Below are 14,869 nucleotides of genomic sequence, written 5' to 3'. Positions count from 1 at the left end.
ACAGCAACTTACCCGGCGCCGCTCAGGTGCTCGTAAAGAATCACGCTGCCGACGATCACCAGAATCAATCCACCCAACATTTCGGCGCGCTTGCCGATCAGATTGCCCAGCGCGCGGCCCAGCATCACTCCAGCAGTGACCATGCTGAAGGTGCATAGGCCCACCACCACCGCCACCACGCCGATATGCACATCGAGAAACGCCAGGCTGACGCCGACCGCCATCGCATCGATGCTGGTGGCAAAGCCGGTGGTGGCCAAGCCCAGCACGCCATGCCGTTTCGGCGTGTCGGAGGCTGCATCTTCGGCATCTTCCGGCCCGTTGCGCAGCCCGGCCACGATCATGTGCGTGCCCAATGCGCCCAGCAGCACGAAGGCGATCCAGTGATCGTAGGCAGACACATAACTGGCTGCGGCCCGGCCCAGCAGCCAGCCGATCACCGGGGTGATGGCTTCGATGCAGCCGAAGATCAGGCCGGCGCGTAGCGCGTCGCGCCACTGCGGTTTGCGCATCGCCGCGCCCTTGCCGATCGCCGCGGCAAACGCGTCGGTCGACATCGCAAAACCGATCAACACAATGGAAAAAGGAGACATCGACACTCTCGGGTTGGGCACGGTCACAACGGCATGCGCCCGCGCCAACCGTCGTCGTGCACGCATGCCGCTGGTCTCGCCAAACCGAAACTGGTTGCCTGCACCACGGCGCACTGGCCGAGTATGTTGATGCAGGCGCTTTCGATGACGAAAGCAGGCTACTCCCCAAGGGGCGCGCAGTGTACCAACGCATTGCCGCGTTCGGTGCGTTTGCACTGCACGCGAAGGTCGGTCTGATCTTTATAGCCGTGGCTATGCGGGCGCCGTGCGTGCTGCCTGCCCGCCTCTTCAAGCTGCCCAATATTGTGTGTATTCCTTTACATCGCAGACGTCGACGTGCGGCGCGCAGGGGCGATGCGGCGTCGCGCAGGAGTGGGGCGCCTGGAAATGCGCGTGGCAGGCGATGGCGCGCGTGCGCCGGTCGCGCACGTCGCTAGTGCAGCGCGCTGGAAATCTCGGCGGTTGCCGCGCACAGGGCCTGTAACGCCGCTTGCGGACTCACCAGCGCAGGGCGCCGTTCGATGAAGGGCACCGTGAGCGTGTAGGTGGCGCTGCCGCGCTGCAGGATCGGTGCAGTGAGATCGACCACGCCCACCACCGCTTCGCTGGGCTGCATGGCATAACCATCGCGGCGCGCCTGCCCGGCGGCGGCCAGGAACTGCGCGCGCTCGAACGGCACTTCGCTGGCCTCGAGCATGTCCAGCCAGCGCGCCTGCACCTCCGGCTGTTGGAAGGCGAACAGCACCAGCCCGGAGCTGGAATGCGTCAACGGGCGACGATGCCCCGGGCGTACCACCAGGCCCAGGTCGCTGGGCACGTCCATTTGCGCGATCACCACGATCTGGTCGCCGGATGGCGCCACCAGGTGGCAGGGCTGGTAGATCGCATCGGACAAGCGCCGCATCACCGGCAACGCGGCCTCGCTGATGCTCTGCACCTGCGGCTGCTGCATGCCGAGCATGAACAGGCGGTTGGTCAGCACGTAGTCGCCTTCTCCATCGCGCGTGAGGTAGCCGCGCTCCTCCAGCACCTGCAGCATGCGGAAGATCTCCCCGCGCGAGCGGCCGATGCCCTGCGAGATTGCGCCCATGCTCATCGGCTGCGCCTGGCGAGCGAGCAGCTCCAGGATGTCCAGGCCCTTGTCCAGGGCGGGCGCGCGGTACTTGGCGGGTTCGGTGCTCATCCGTTTGCAGGTCCAGGCAAGGTGCGGCGCGCCAGGGTACAGGCAACGCGGGGCGGGGTCAGGTGGCGCGTGTCAGTGCAAATATAAACAAAGATTTTATATTTGCATGGCGCTGGTCTGCGCAGTACGCTCGCTCGATTGCAACGCAAGCGCCACAGCCTTGGGAGGGGAACGGTCGCATGCATCACAGTGACATTGCCGCGTCGCCGCGCGGCAACCTGGCGCGCACCGCCATGGTTCCCCTGTTGTTGATTGTCAGCCTGTTCTTTCTGTGGGGCATGGCCAACAACCTCAACGACATCCTGATCAAGCAGTTCAAGAAGGCGTTCGAGCTGACCGATCTGCAGGCCGGGCTGGTGCAAAGCGCGTTCTACATGGGCTATTTCGTGTTTGCCATGCCGGCGGCGATGTTCATGCGCCGCTACAGCTACAAGGCCGCGGTGGTGCTGGGCCTGCTGCTGTACGCCTGCGGCGCCTTCCTGTTCTATCCGGCTGCGCAGGTGCACACCTACTGGCTGTTCCTGCTGGCGCTGTTCGTGATCGCCAGCGGCCTGGCATTCCTGGAAACCACGGCCAACCCGCTGGTGACCGTCCTCGGTCCGGCCGATGGCGCGGCGCGGCGCTTGAACCTTGCGCAGGCGTTCAACCCGCTGGGCTCGATTACCGGCGTGCTGGTCGGCCAGCACTTCATCTTCTCCGGCGTGGAGCACACCCCGGCCGAACTGGCCGCGATGGCGCCGGCCGCACGCGAGGCGTTCTTCGCCACAGAATCGGCGGCCGTGCAGATGCCATACCTGATCATCGGTGCGGTGGTGCTGCTGTGGGCGATCCTGATCGCGCTGGTGCGTTTCCCCAGCGGCGCGCCGGATGCAGACACCGGCGGTGCGCCCAGGCGCGCACGCTTCAGCGAACTGCTGCGTAATCGCTTGTTCGTGTTTGCGGTGGTCGCGCAGTTCTTTTACGTGGGCGCGCAGGTCGGCATCTGGAGTTATCTGATTCGCTATCTGCAGGATGCCGTGCCTGGCACGCCGGAAAAAACCGCTGCGACCTATCTGACCATCTCGCTGGTGCTGTTCATGGCCGGCCGCTTTATCGGCACCGCGCTGTTGCGTTACCTGGCGCCTGCGAAGCTGTTGGCAAGTTTTGCCGTGATCAATCTGATCTTGTGCGCGGTGGCCATCGCACTACCCGGGTGGACCGGGTTGTATGCGCTGGTGGCGGCGAGCGTGTTCATGTCGGTGATGTTCCCGACCATTTTTGCGCTGGGCCTGGACGGCATGCACGACGATGCCCGCAAGCTGGGCTCGTCCATGCTGGTGATGTCCATCATCGGCGGTGCCTTGCTCACGGCGGTGATGGGCGCGGTGTCGGACATGGCCGGCATCCACTGGGCGATGGTGGTGCCGGGTGCGTGCTTTGCGGTGATCTTGTCGTTCGCGTTGCGCGCCCGCCGCGCGGTGCCCGTCGTTGCAGGAGCCTGAGCATGCCGCGTCTTTGTTATGTGCTTGATATACACGACGATGCGGCGCTGATCGCCGAATACGAGCGCTGGCATCAGCCCACCGAGGTGTGGCCGGAGGTAGTGGCCTCGCTGCAGCAGGCCGGCATTCTGGAATTGGAGATCTTTCGCAGCGGCGACCGGCTGGTGATGCTGATGGAGGTGCGCGAGGACTACGATCCGGCCGCCAAGGCCGCACGCGATGCAGCCGACCCGCGCATCCAGGCGTGGGAGCAGTTGATGTGGCGGTTTCAGAAGCCGCTGCCTGGCAGTAAGCAGGGAGAAAAATGGCGGCAGGCCGGACGGATCTTTGCGCTGGGCGAGGCGATCGCCGCGCAGCGCTAGGCCGCGCCCTCATCCGCCCTGCGGGCACCTTCTCCCGCAGGCGGGAGAAGGGCGTGATCCGGCTCACGTGGGAGAAGGGCGTGATCTGGCGCAGGTGGGAGAAGGATGTGATCTGGCGCATGTGGGAGAAAGGCGTGATTCGGTTTGGCTCGGGCATCTTGGGGATGGACCCATCGCCGGGCATCTGCAGTGCGCCGCGGTCGGCGGTTGGCTTTCCGCGACGTCGGAGACCGATCACCCCGCCGTCCCGGACGAACCACGACTTCCTTCTCCCGCGCGCGGGAGAAGGTGCCCGCAGGGCGGATGAGGTGCCGTAGGCTCAGCCTTTCGCGCTGGCCGCCAGATCCTCCACCCAGAACCGCCCGCCCGGATAGCTGAACTCCGCAATCGAGGCGGCATGCATTTCTGCGGAGAAACCAGCGGCTTCCGGGGCGAGATAGCGGCCGTGCCGGATGCGTACCGGGTCCAGGAAGTGCTGGTGCAGGTGGTCGACGAATTCGATTGCGCGGTCTTCCATCTTGCCGGTGATGGCCACGAAATCGGCCATCGCCAGATGCTGTACCAACTCGCACAGACCCACACCGCCGGCATGCGGGAAGACGCGCACGTTGAACTTGGCGGCCAGCAGCAGGATGGCGAGATTTTCGTTGACCCCGCCCACGCGCGCGGCATCGATCTGGATCAGGTCCACCGCACCGGCCTGCAGCAACTGCTTGAACACCACCCGGTTCTGCGTGTGCTCGCCCGTGGAGACCGGCACCGGAGCGATGCCCTGACGGATGGCGGCATGGCCGAGCACGTCGTCCGGGCTGGTGGGTTCTTCGATCCAGGCGATGTCGAATTCGGCCAGCTGGCGCATCCAGTCGATCGCCGGGCCCACGTCCCAGCGCTGATTGGCATCGACTGCCATGGCGATGTCCGGGCCAATGGCTTCGCGCGCGAGGCGGCAGCGACGAATGTCGTCGCGCACGTTGGCGCCGACCTTGAGCTTGATGGTGCGGAAGCCGTCGGCCACCGCTTCCTTGGCCAGCCGCACCAGCTTCTCGTCCGAGTAGCCGAGCCAGCCGGGCGAGGTGGTGTAGGCGGGGTAGCCTTGCTCAATCAGCGTGGCGATGCGCTGCGCACGCTGCGGCTGCGCAGCGCGCAGGATCGCCAGCGCTTCGTCGCGGGTGAGCGCGTCGGTGAGGTAGCGGAAGTCGATGGTGTCGACCAACTGCTCCGGGCTGAGCTCGGCGATGTAGCGCCACAGCGGCTTTTTCGCCGCGCGTGCGGCCAGGTCCCAGGCGGCGTTGATCACCGCGCCGATCGCCATGTGCATCACGCCCTTCTCCGGGCCCAGCCAGCGCAGCTGCGAGTCGTTGGTGAGCCGGCGCGCGAACGCACCCAGATCGGCAATGACTTCCTCGACCGACAGGCCGACCACATGCTCGGCCAGTGCGGCCACCGCGGCGGTCTGTACGTCGTTACCGCGGCCGATGGTGAACACCAGGCCGTAACCGGCCAGGTCATCGGCCGCATCGGTGCGCAGCACGACGTAGGCCGCCGAGTAATCGGGATCGGGATTCATCGCATCCGACCCATCCAGCTCGCGCGAGGTGGGGAAGCGGACGTCGTGGGTATCGAGGGCGACGATGGTGCTCATGAAAGTCCTGGCGATGGAAGGCGGGAAATAAACCGGATGAAAGAAAAATGGCTGGAATGAAGCGATGAAGAAATACGAAAACGGGGAGCTGCGCTTGAGCCCCTCTCCCACCGGGAGAGGGGTTGGGGTGAGGGTACGAACGCGTAGCGCCGAGTGCGTTGAGGCGCTGCAGTGACTCATGCGTTTGCAACTCAGCCCAATGCATCGATTGCACGACCAACTGTGCGTTGCGATGGACGTGCTACAGCGTTTGGACATTCAATACGGCGACACGCTGGGTAAAACAATGTGCTTGTGCTGCGTCAGTACGCGCGTCGAAATGTCAGACCAAACCACAGACGGCATGAGGTCGAGTTGCGCGACTCCGTGGCTAGGTACCCTCAACCCAACCCCCGCTCCGCGCCCCGGCCCGCGCCGGCAACGCGGGCGCTTCAAGGCACGCGCGCCAATGGCGCGCAAGCTGTGCCTTGGCGCCCCGATGGGAGAGGGGCTTTGCGTTGTCGCGCGATTCGAGTTGCGTGAGTACTTCGGCTTTCGCGCAAGAAAAATTCTTGGAGGTGGACGCAATACACTGCAGTACGACCTCAATTCTTCCACACGTAAAGCCTCAACCCCCATCGCGCGGATGCGCCACGACCGGCTGACGCTGACGACCCAGGCCTTCGATCTCCAGTTCCATCACATCGCCCGGCTTGAGGTAGACCGGCGGCTTCTGGCCCAGGCCCACGCCCGGCGGCGTACCGGTGCTGATCACATCGCCCGGCATCAGCGTCATGTAGCGGCTGATGTGGCTGACCAGCTCGGCCACGCCGAACACCATCGTGCGCGTGCTGCCGTTCTGGTAGCGGTGGCCGTTGACCTCCAGCCACATCGACAGGTTCTGCGGGTCGGCGATTTCGTCGCGGGTGACCAGCCACGGGCCGATCGGGCCGAAGGTGTCCGCGCTCTTGCCCTTGACCCACTGGCCGCCATGTTCGAGCTGGAATTCGCGCTCGGACAGGTCGTTGATCACGGCGTAGCCAGCCACATGGTTCAGCGCTTGCTCCACCGATACATCGCGCGCCACGTCGCCGATCACCACGCCCAGCTCCACTTCCCAGTCGCTCTTCACCGAGCCGCGCGGGATGATCACCGTGTCGTTGGGGCCGCACACCGCCGTGGTGGCTTTCATGAAAAGAATCGGCATCTTGGGCACTTCCATGCCCGATTCGGCGGCGTGGTCGGCGTAGTTCAAGCCAACGCAGATGAATTTACCGATGCGGCCCACCGCAGCACCGTAACGCACCTCGCCTTCGATCAACGGCAGCGTGGCCACATCCAGTGCGCGCAGTTTTTCCAGGCCGGCGGCGGTGATGTGTTCGCCGGCCACATCGTCGATCACACCGCTGAGGTCGCGGATGCGGCCTTGGCGATCGATCAGGCCAGGGCGTTCGTGGCCTTCGGCGCCAATGCGTACGAGTTTCATGCGGTCTTCCTTTGCAGATGAGAAGGGGAGCGGCTAGCAAACCTAGCGCGCATGCATCGGGTGGGTAGGGACGGTGTGCGCATCTCGAGGCGGGCACATGCGACAGATCGCAGCATGCGTCGTTGCCGCACTCAGTTGGACCAGCCGCCATCGATGATGTGGGTCTGGCCGGTGGTGAAGGAGGATTCGTCCGAAGCCAGGTACACCACCAGCTGCGCAATCTCGCGTGGGTCGCCCAGGCGGCCCATCGGCTGGCGGTCGGTGAAGCTCTTCCACACCGCCTGTTCGTCGCCACCCAGGGCCTTGACGCGCTCGCCCAGCGACGGCGTCTTGATGGTGCCCGGGCAGATCGCGTTGCAACGTACGCCCTGCGCCACGTGGTCGGCCGCGATCGCCTTGCTCAGGCCGATCACCGCGGCCTTGGTCACGCCGTACACGAAGCGGTTCGGCACGCCCTTGATGCTGGAAGCCACCGAGGACATGTTGATGATGCTGCCGCGGCCGCGTTCGAGCATGCCCGGCAACACCGCCTTGCAGGTGTAGTACATCGCATCGACGTTGATCGAGAACGAGCGGCGCCACGCCGGCTCGTCGCAGTCGAGAATGCTGCCCTGATGCACGAAGCCGGCGCAGTTGAACAGCACATCGAACGGGCCGTGTGCGGCGATCAATGCGTTGATCGCCGCAGCGTCGGTGACGTCGAGCAGCTGGGTGGTGATGGCATCGGATTCGGCGGCCAGCGCTTGCAAGGCCGCGGCGTCGATGTCGGTGGCGATCACCTGTGCACCGGCGCGTGCGCAGGCCAGCGCGCTTTCGCGCCCGATGCCGGCGCCGGCGGCGGTGATCAGGCAGCGCTTGCCCTGCAGGCGGTTATTGGGAGTGGTGGGAATCGAGACAGTCATACCGATGAGGTTCCGTGGGTGGGGGCCGCCGGCCGTGGCAGACGATAGAACGTGCGTGCGTTGTCGCCGAAGATGGCTGCCGCGTGCTCGGCGGCATGCCGGGTGACGAGTTGCTGGGCGAGCGCGAACCATTGCGCGTAATCGGCGCGCAAGCGCAGCACCGGCCAGTCGCTGCCCCATAGCAGCCGCTGCGCGCCGAAGCGGGCGAGCAGGTGCGCCACATACGGCTCCAGCGCGTCGATGCCAGCGCCGCGCGCGGCTTCGGTCAGCAGCCCGGACAGTTTGCAATGCACATTGGGATGCTGCGCCAGGGCGGCCATGCCGGCGGCCCAGGCAACGAATTCGCCGGCCGCAATCTGCGGTTTGCCGCCGTGATCGAGCACCACGCGCAATGCCGGATGGCGCTTCAAGCGCGCCTGCAGTGCCGGGACGTGCACGGCACGGATCAACGCATCGAAGGCCAGGTCATGCGCCAGCAGCGCATCGAAGGCGGCATCCAGGGCGGGGCTGGCCAGCCAGTGCACGTCGGCGATGTCCTGCACCATCGGGCGCAGGCCCTTGAGCACGCCGCCGCCGGCGCGCACCAGTGCGCCGATGCGTGCAGCGGCATCGGGCGCAGCGAAGTCCACCCAGCCCACCACGCCGGCAATGCGTGCATCGTCGCGGGCCAGCTCGAACAGGTAGCAGGTCTCCGCCTCGGTGGCGGCCGCCTGCACCACCACCACGTGATCGACAGCGGCCGCGTCCAGCGCAGCGCTGACGTCATCGGGGCCGAAGTCGCGGTACAGCGGCGCCAGCTCGGGCGTCAGCCAGTGGTAATCGCCACGGGCCAGGTGCCAGAAATGCAGGTGCGCGTCGACCCGGCTCATGGCGTGGGCAACTCCGCAGCGAGCAGACCCTCATCGCGCAGGCGTTGCCACAATGCGGATGGCACCGGGGCCGCAAGCCGCGTGGCAGCCGAGCGCACTTCGGCCACGCTGCGCATGCCGGCCACCACCGTGGTCACTGCCGGGTGCGCCAGCGGGAACTGCAATGCGGCCGCACCGATATCCACCCCAAACGCCGCGCAGGCCGCGTACAGCCGCTGCGCATGCTGCAGCGTGGCGGTGTCGACCGGGGCGTAGTTATAGGTGGCGCCGGGGCCGCGTGCGTCGCTGAGCAGGCCAGAGCTGTACGGGCCAGCCGACAGGATCGCCACATTGCGTTGCTGCGCCTGCTGCAGCAGCGCGCGCGCGCCGTGCTGTTCCAGCAGGGTGTAGCGGCCGGCCAGCATCACGCAGTCGAGCGGAAAGCGCGGCAACACCTCCAGTGCCACGTCCTGCTCGTTGACGCCCAGCCCGATCGCCCCGCATGCGCCGGCCGCCTTCAGCTCCGCCATCGCCGGCAAGGCCTCCTCCAAGGCCTGGCGCAGGACGTTGGCGTGGTTGTCGCCGTGGGTCAGCGCACCGATGTCGTGCAGCAGCAGCACGTCGATGTAGTCGGTGCCCAGGCGTCCCAGGCTGGAGGCGAACGCGCGCCGCACACCGTCGGCGCTGTAGTCGAACTCGGCACGCCGCCCGGCCACCGCAAAACCATCGCGGCCGGCAGCGGCGTGGGCGTCGTCGTAGACGCAACGGCCAACCTTGGTCGACAACGTGTAGTCCGCGCGCGGCACGCCGGCCAGCCCACGACCCAGGCGCGCTTCGCTCAGCCCGTAGCCGTAATAAGGCGCGGTATCGAAATGACGAATGCCGGCCTCGAACGCGCCTGCGACCGCTGCCAGTGCGTCCGCTTCATCCACTTCCGTATACAGGTTGCCGATCGGGGCAGCACCGAAGCCCAGTGCGGAAAGCTGCACGTCGGTGCCTCCCAGCCGCTGCCGCGCCACGCCGCTCATGCGCGCCGCTCCGCGAGCAGGGCGCATGAGCGGGTGCCTGGAGAATCCGTAGAACAGAAGCTGAGCATTGCAACGTCCACCATCCGGTAGGTGCCGGACTGTTCGCATATGAATATGGCAATCATCAATGAACAGATCACGCTGCAGTGCAGCATCGCCCTGGTCTGGGCGTGCGCATGGTCGGTTAGGCGGGCGGCGCTATGTCGGATTTCGCAGATGGCATGACCAGTTCCTATAACGCCCTGCCTGCGGTTGCGGCATGCAAGCCGGTGCGGCTAGATACCTGCCTTCTTCGACGAAGCTGATGCATGGCAGACACGACACGGCGGGATGTGTTCAAGGGGCTGGCCGCCGGCGCACTGGTCGCGCCGCTGGCGGCTGCGGCCCAGGCGTCGGCGACGCAGCGCGCGGGCACGCCGCAGTGGGCGCGCGGCGTGGAGGGGCAGCGCAAGGCGGATCTGGGCAACGGCACGTATCTCAATCCCATCGTGGCCGGCGATCACCCCGACCCCACCATCCTCAAGGATGGCGACGACTACTACATGACGTTTTCGTCGTTCTTTTCCTACCCGGGCATCGTGCTATGGCATTCCACCGATCTGGTCAACTGGACCCCGATCGGCCCGGCGTTGCATCAGGGACTGGGCACGATCTGGGCGCTGGACCTGTGCAAGCACCACGACCGCTACTACATCTACATCCCGGCCAATCCGGACGACACCGGCTGGTCGATCTTCGTGATCTGGGCCGACGACATCCGCGGGCCGTGGAGCGCACCGATCGATCTGAAGATCGCCGGCTGCATCGATCCCGGTCACGTGGTCGGCGAAGACGGCAAGCGCTATCTGTTCGTCAACGGCATCCGCAAGGTGCGCCTGCGCGATGACGGCCTGGCCACCGACGGGCAGCTGGAACCGGCCTATGCGCCGTGGCGCTATCCCGACCACTGGGTCGTGGAGAATTTCGCGCCCGAAGGCCCCAAGCTGACCTGGCACGATGGGTGGCTGTACCTGGTCACCGCCGTTGGCGGCACTGCCGGGCCGGTGACCGGGCACATGGTCATCGCCGCGCGTTCGCGCTCGGTGCATGGGCCGTGGGAGCATTGCCCGCGCAACCCGCTGGTGCGCACCCAATCGGACCAGGAGCCGTGGTGGTCGCGCGGGCATGCCACGCTGGTGGAAGGGCCGCGCGGCGACTGGTGGATGGTCTATCACGGCTACGAAAACGGCTTTCGCACGCTGGGGCGGCAGACCTTGCTGGAGCCGATCGAGTGGACGGCCGACGGCTGGTTTCGCGCCATTGGCGGCGATCTGTCCAAACCATTGCGCACCCCGGCACGCGTGCCTGCCGGCAGCATGGCGCCGGCGACGGGGTTGGCGTTGTCCGACGATTTCTCCAGCGACAGGTTCGGTACGCAATGGAGCCTGCATGCGCCCAGGCCCGGCGAGCAGGCGCGGGTGCGGCGCGCGAACAAGGCACTGACGCTGGCCTGTGCGGGCAGCTCGCCGATCGACAGCACGCCACTGACCTGCGGCGTGCCCGACCGCGCCTACATGGCAGAGGTGACGCTGGAACTGGTCGGCGATGCCGAAGGCGGCATCGTGTTGTTCTATAACCATAAGGCCTTCGTCGGCATCGGCTTCACTGCCGACACCATGAAAACCTACGAATACTCGGAGGAACTGGTGTGGGCACGCGCGCCCAATACGCATCGGCGCATTCGCGTGCGGCTGACCAACGATCACCAGGTCGTAGGGTTCGAGTATTCGGTCGATGCAGGCCAGCAGTGGGCGCGGCACCCCACCCGCATGGAAGTGTCCGGATTCCATCACAACGTGTTCGGCGGGTTTCTGAGCCTGCAATTGGGCGTGTATGCCGCGCAGCAAGGCGAAGTGGTCTTGCGCGATTTCCGCTATCGCGCGCTGACGTAAGGACGCGGCGCGCCACGCAGCGCTGCAGTCAAACGGCGAGGCCCGGGGAGACCTCGCCGTCAGGCGTAACAGCGACCATCGACGTCGCGCACCGCGTCAACGGGATGCGGACGGCGCGAGGAATCGGAATGTGTATGTGCTACATGCCGATTCCATACGCCGGCCTGCTCCATCTGATAGCGACGCAATCGCTCTATCGATCGCAGTTAACCGCAGCAGTAGCAGACGTTGCCCTGGCCCAGGTCGCCGCCGAATTCCGGACACTCGGCTTTGCAGGCCCATGCACTACACGATTCGACTTTCGGCTGTGCGTTATCGACCGCCATCACCTGGAAGGCACCGAAGCCGGTGCTGGCCAGAAAGGTCGCTGCCATCAACGCACTACGCAAGCTTACCCAACGCTTCTTCATGCATTACTCCTTCACCGTTGCAAAAGCCGCTGGCGCGTCCGTGCGGCGCAAGGCGGCAACGAGGTCCTGCACCCGCTCCGTGGTATCGAAAACGCCAAGATGCGAATGACGCACGCGCCCCTCCCCATCGATGGCCATCAGCAGCGGCACGTTGCGTGCGCGGAACAGCATCAACGCGCGACGATCGGTCAACGTGACCACCGGGAAATCGAAACCGTGCACATGTGCGTAGCGCGCGGCCTGCGCGGTATCGCAATGGCACACGCCCAACAGCTGCGGCCGGCCAGGAAGGTTGGCCTGCAGCTCCCGCGCTGCCCGCAGCACGGTCGGTGCCGAGCGCTGGCAGTACGGGCAGGTGGTGGTAAAGAAGAACAGCACCTGCGCCGGCCCATGCGGCGCACCGAGCAGGTGCCGCCGGCCATCGCCATCGGTCGCTTCGATACGCGGTACGTACATGCCGTCATATGGCGCGCTGATGCGCGTCTGCAGCCACTGCTGCTGCATGCGCAGCTGCCGGTTCTGCCACGCCAGCATCGCAATCAATGCACAGGCCACCAGCAGGCCCATCCAGAGCCAGGGGAAACGTCGCGCCATGCCAGCTCCAAAGCGTCCGTGGTGCTCGAGCCTTGCCCAGGCATCAGCTCATGGTCAATGGTGATATCGACAACTGCGATGTCGCACGGGATGCGGTTGTGGATGCGATCACGCCCCCGCGCTTGGGCTTGTCACTGATGCGTGGTGTCGCGATTGGCATTTGCGCAATCAGTGCATCGTGGGAGCGTGCATGCAGCATCAGCGTGGATGCACAAGCGCACGCAGGGATGGGATGAGGTTGTGAGCGCAGGCGCACGTCAAACCACCCAGTGCGCTGAGCGGGCCCCGCAACAACACCGCCATCAAGGCGAGCGGGAGGATCTGCGGTCGAGGCGCGTCGCCGCCTCGCGTGCGGGCTGATCTGTGGGCGAGGCGGACGCCACCAGCAAGCACGACAGAACCGCAAAAATGTCAGACGCAGCGCGATTGCCGCACGCGTCGCGCGACGCGCTGTCCAACATCCAGCCGTGCCCGCGCGTGGCATGCTGTATGGCCCGGTGCCTGGGTTCCGTGCCGGCCTTACAAGGATCACCTCATGCGCGCAATGGCGTTTTCCGTCCGGCTGTGTGTGCTGGCATTGCTTGCCTGCAGTGCTGCACAGGCCAATGACAGCAGTTTCGGGGACGACAACGGCACCATCCGCCTGCTGCATCAGCCCGACATCAGCATGGATCGCGAAGCGCTGCTGCTCAGCGAGGAACGCGTGCAAGTGGACTATGTGTTCACCAACGCCAGCGAGCGCGACCTGAGCGTGCCGGTAGCCTTCCCGATGCCGCCGATGTACTTCGGAATGGCCGACCACAATGCGCTGACCGATTTCAAACTCTGGGCCGACGGCAACCCGGTTGCCACCACGCGCAAGCTGGTGGTGCTGCTGGATGACGGTAGCGACATCTCCACGGCGTTCGCCGCCACCGGCTGGACCCAGGACGATGTCGCCGCCTTCACCGAATCGGCCACGCGACCGAAGGGGCGCAAGCCGCTGCCCGCGCGCTGGGTCGATGGCGATGGGCAGCCGCGCTTCACGCTCAACGCCTACTTCGTCTGGCAGCAGAAGTTTCCTGCCAAGGCAAGCGTGCAGATCCGTCACACCTACACACCCAGCCTGTCTACCGGCGTCCCGCAGCCCAGCAGTTACCTGCTGGAGTCGTACGCGAAAGACACCTGCATCGAGCCGGCCACCAAAGCCAGCATGCAGCGTCGTGAAGGCAACTACGGGTTGGGATGGGCCAACCTGCGTTATGTGCTCACGACCGGCAAAAACTGGAACGGCCCGATCAAGGACTTCCAGCTGACCATCCGCAAGCAGGCGGCCAGCGACATCCTGAGCCTGTGCTTCGATGGCGAACTGAAAAAGATCGACCCGCTGACCTTCCAGTTCAAACAGGCCAACTTCGTGCCGATGCGCGATCTGAACATCCTGTTCGTGCGCGCACCGGAATGAACCCGACAAGCAGCAAGCGTAGGAGCGCACCCGGGCGCGACGAAGCGTTACCTGCAACGCCCATCACGATCGTAGGCGCCAACGCGCATCGGTTGTCTTCTGCAAATGAAACGCTGCCGAGAACGCGCATCGCGCCCAGGTGCGTTCCTACGTTGGCGCCACGCTGCGTTGCATGGCAAGTCCGTCGATTGCCCACCACCGATGACGGCCGAGGTAGCGGGATCACAGGCAGGAGCGCGCCATGACGCGACCAAGCGTCACCGATCAACCCCAACGCACGCAGACCTACACCTGCACGCGTCAGTCTTCTTCCGGCGGCGGCAGCACGATGCCGTCGGCATCGATGGCGAGCTTGCCGGCCATCAGCACTGCCTGGGTGCGATTGGTGACGCCGAGCTTGCGCAAGATCGCGGTGACATGCGCCTTGATGGTGGCTTCGGACACGCCCAGGTCGTAGGCGATCTGTTTGTTGAGGCGTCCAGCGCCCAGCATCTGCAGCACGCGAAATTGCTGTGGCGTGAGATCGCGCAGACGCTGGCCAACCTCGCGTTCCTCGCTGTCGGTGGGCGGCAGGTTTTGCGCTTCGGCCGGGATCCAGCGCTCGCCATCGAGCACGGTGGCCAGCGCCCGCCCGATGGTGTCCGAATCGGCGGATTTGGGAATGAAGCCGAACGCGCCGTGGTCGATCGCGCGCCGCATCACGGTGGGTTCTTCGCGTGCGGAGACCACCACCACCGGCAACTGCGGATGCAGCGAGCGCATGTGCACCAACGCGCTGAACCCCTGTGCGCCGGGCATGTTGAGATCCATCAGCAACAGATCGGCGTCCGGCTGCGCATCGGCCAGGCTATACAGCGCATCCACGTTATCGGCTTCGAACAGTTCTACCCCCGGCATCACACGCTGCACCGCCCCGCGCAAGGCTTCGCGGAACAGGGGATGGTCGTCGGCGATTAGCAGGGTGGTCATGGTGGGGCCGGGAATCG

The 14,869-nt window shown here is 65.6% G+C and carries 15 protein-coding genes and 1 riboswitch; of the genes, 4 read left to right on the top strand and 11 right to left on the bottom strand.

Going from position 1 to position 14,869, the window contains the following annotated elements:
- Positions 1-8: 8 nt before the first annotated feature.
- Positions 9-593, bottom strand: coding sequence for a manganese efflux pump MntP (locus AMD14_RS21445; protein WP_005930599.1), 585 nt, complete (start codon positions 591-593; stop codon positions 9-11).
- A 12-nt stretch (positions 594-605) separates the two neighbouring features.
- A riboswitch (yybP-ykoY riboswitch) is annotated at positions 606-766 on the bottom strand.
- A gap of 260 nt (positions 767-1,026) precedes the next feature.
- Positions 1,027-1,776: an IclR family transcriptional regulator gene (locus AMD14_RS21440; protein WP_011052797.1), complete on the bottom strand. Its 750-nt coding sequence runs from the start codon at positions 1,774-1,776 to the stop codon at positions 1,027-1,029.
- A 179-nt stretch (positions 1,777-1,955) separates the two neighbouring features.
- On the opposite strand from AMD14_RS21440, the gene fucP reads away from it, so the two are divergent.
- Positions 1,956-3,257, top strand: a complete 1,302-nt coding sequence (fucP, locus tag AMD14_RS21435; protein WP_011052796.1) for an L-fucose:H+ symporter permease — start codon at positions 1,956-1,958, stop codon at positions 3,255-3,257.
- A 2-nt stretch (positions 3,258-3,259) separates the two neighbouring features.
- Complete coding sequence (locus AMD14_RS21430) at positions 3,260-3,619, top strand: L-fucose mutarotase (protein ID WP_015463752.1); 360 nt, start codon at positions 3,260-3,262, stop codon at positions 3,617-3,619.
- 319 nt (positions 3,620-3,938) lie between these two features.
- Here the strand turns inward: AMD14_RS21430 and AMD14_RS21420 are convergent, their stop codons facing one another.
- The 6 genes from AMD14_RS21420 to AMD14_RS21395 form a co-directional block, all read right to left on the bottom strand.
- Positions 3,939-5,261 carry an L-fuconate dehydratase gene (locus AMD14_RS21420; RefSeq protein ID WP_015463750.1) on the bottom strand — a complete coding sequence of 441 codons (1,323 nt, stop codon included), beginning with the start codon at positions 5,259-5,261 and terminating at the stop codon, positions 3,939-3,941.
- 607 nt (positions 5,262-5,868) lie between these two features.
- Positions 5,869-6,726: a fumarylacetoacetate hydrolase family protein gene (locus AMD14_RS21415; RefSeq protein WP_003487651.1), complete on the bottom strand. Its 858-nt coding sequence runs from the start codon at positions 6,724-6,726 to the stop codon at positions 5,869-5,871.
- Between the two features lie 131 nt (positions 6,727-6,857).
- Positions 6,858-7,628: an SDR family oxidoreductase gene (locus tag AMD14_RS21410; protein ID WP_003487654.1), complete on the bottom strand. Its 771-nt coding sequence runs from the start codon at positions 7,626-7,628 to the stop codon at positions 6,858-6,860.
- On the bottom strand, positions 7,625-8,497 hold the full coding sequence (locus tag AMD14_RS21405) for an amidohydrolase family protein (RefSeq protein ID WP_011052793.1): 873 nt from the start codon (positions 8,495-8,497) through the stop codon (positions 7,625-7,627). The genes AMD14_RS21410 and AMD14_RS21405 overlap by 4 nt, the downstream gene beginning before the upstream one ends.
- Entirely contained in the window at positions 8,494-9,504 is a 1,011-nt protein-coding gene (locus AMD14_RS21400; protein ID WP_011052792.1) for an aldo/keto reductase, read from the bottom strand. The genes AMD14_RS21405 and AMD14_RS21400 overlap by 4 nt, the downstream gene beginning before the upstream one ends.
- Positions 9,501-9,722, bottom strand: a complete 222-nt coding sequence (locus AMD14_RS21395; protein ID WP_026007070.1) for a hypothetical protein — start codon at positions 9,720-9,722, stop codon at positions 9,501-9,503. The genes AMD14_RS21400 and AMD14_RS21395 overlap by 4 nt, the downstream gene beginning before the upstream one ends.
- 90 nt (positions 9,723-9,812) lie before the next feature.
- Here AMD14_RS21395 and AMD14_RS21390 point away from each other — a divergent pair, with 90 nt between their 5' ends.
- On the top strand, positions 9,813-11,435 hold the full coding sequence (locus AMD14_RS21390) for a family 43 glycosylhydrolase (protein ID WP_011052791.1): 1,623 nt from the start codon (positions 9,813-9,815) through the stop codon (positions 11,433-11,435).
- Positions 11,436-11,641: 206 nt separating this feature from the next.
- On the opposite strand, the gene AMD14_RS21385 is transcribed toward AMD14_RS21390, so the two are convergent.
- Together AMD14_RS21385 and AMD14_RS21380 are read right to left on the bottom strand one after the other, a co-directional pair.
- Positions 11,642-11,845, bottom strand: a complete 204-nt coding sequence (locus tag AMD14_RS21385) for a hypothetical protein (RefSeq protein ID WP_005922076.1) — start codon at positions 11,843-11,845, stop codon at positions 11,642-11,644.
- A 3-nt stretch (positions 11,846-11,848) separates the two neighbouring features.
- The gene (locus AMD14_RS21380) at positions 11,849-12,412 is read right to left on the bottom strand and encodes a peroxiredoxin family protein (RefSeq protein ID WP_015471414.1); all 564 of its coding nucleotides are present in this window, start codon (positions 12,410-12,412) and stop codon (positions 11,849-11,851) included.
- A 562-nt stretch (positions 12,413-12,974) separates the two neighbouring features.
- On the opposite strand from AMD14_RS21380, the gene AMD14_RS21370 reads away from it, so the two are divergent.
- Positions 12,975-13,883: a DUF4424 domain-containing protein gene (locus AMD14_RS21370; protein ID WP_005930637.1), complete on the top strand. Its 909-nt coding sequence runs from the start codon at positions 12,975-12,977 to the stop codon at positions 13,881-13,883.
- Between the two features lie 300 nt (positions 13,884-14,183).
- Here the strand turns inward: AMD14_RS21370 and AMD14_RS21365 are convergent, their stop codons facing one another.
- A complete protein-coding gene (locus AMD14_RS21365; RefSeq protein ID WP_005914583.1) occupies positions 14,184-14,852 on the bottom strand; it encodes a response regulator transcription factor in 669 nt (222 codons plus the stop codon).
- Positions 14,853-14,869: the final 17 nt, after the last annotated feature.

Source organism: Xanthomonas citri pv. citri (genome assembly GCF_000961215.1).
GTDB classification, from domain to species: Bacteria; Pseudomonadota; Gammaproteobacteria; order Xanthomonadales; family Xanthomonadaceae; genus Xanthomonas; species Xanthomonas cissicola.
Note: the sequence above shows the minus strand (reverse complement) of the source record. Positions and strands in the feature narration are given on the sequence as shown.

Coding starts and splice junctions, on each gene's coding strand:
- AMD14_RS21410 (WP_003487654.1), bottom strand. CDS start 7,628: ATGACTGTCTCGATTCCCACCACTCCCAATAACCGCCTGCAGGGCAAG.
- AMD14_RS21380 (WP_015471414.1), bottom strand. CDS start 12,412: ATGGGCCTGCTGGTGGCCTGTGCATTGATTGCGATGCTGGCGTGGCAG.
- AMD14_RS21365 (WP_005914583.1), bottom strand. CDS start 14,852: ATGACCACCCTGCTAATCGCCGACGACCATCCCCTGTTCCGCGAAGCC.
- AMD14_RS21400 (WP_011052792.1), bottom strand. CDS start 9,504: ATGAGCGGCGTGGCGCGGCAGCGGCTGGGAGGCACCGACGTGCAGCTT.
- AMD14_RS21415 (WP_003487651.1), bottom strand. CDS start 6,726: ATGAAACTCGTACGCATTGGCGCCGAAGGCCACGAACGCCCTGGCCTG.
- fucP (WP_011052796.1), top strand. CDS start 1,956: ATGCATCACAGTGACATTGCCGCGTCGCCGCGCGGCAACCTGGCGCGC.
- AMD14_RS21370 (WP_005930637.1), top strand. CDS start 12,975: ATGCGCGCAATGGCGTTTTCCGTCCGGCTGTGTGTGCTGGCATTGCTT.
- AMD14_RS21445 (WP_005930599.1), bottom strand. CDS start 593: ATGTCTCCTTTTTCCATTGTGTTGATCGGTTTTGCGATGTCGACCGAC.
- AMD14_RS21385 (WP_005922076.1), bottom strand. CDS start 11,845: ATGAAGAAGCGTTGGGTAAGCTTGCGTAGTGCGTTGATGGCAGCGACC.
- AMD14_RS21430 (WP_015463752.1), top strand. CDS start 3,260: ATGCCGCGTCTTTGTTATGTGCTTGATATACACGACGATGCGGCGCTG.
- AMD14_RS21440 (WP_011052797.1), bottom strand. CDS start 1,776: ATGAGCACCGAACCCGCCAAGTACCGCGCGCCCGCCCTGGACAAGGGC.
- AMD14_RS21390 (WP_011052791.1), top strand. CDS start 9,813: ATGGCAGACACGACACGGCGGGATGTGTTCAAGGGGCTGGCCGCCGGC.
- AMD14_RS21420 (WP_015463750.1), bottom strand. CDS start 5,261: ATGAGCACCATCGTCGCCCTCGATACCCACGACGTCCGCTTCCCCACC.
- AMD14_RS21405 (WP_011052793.1), bottom strand. CDS start 8,497: ATGAGCCGGGTCGACGCGCACCTGCATTTCTGGCACCTGGCCCGTGGC.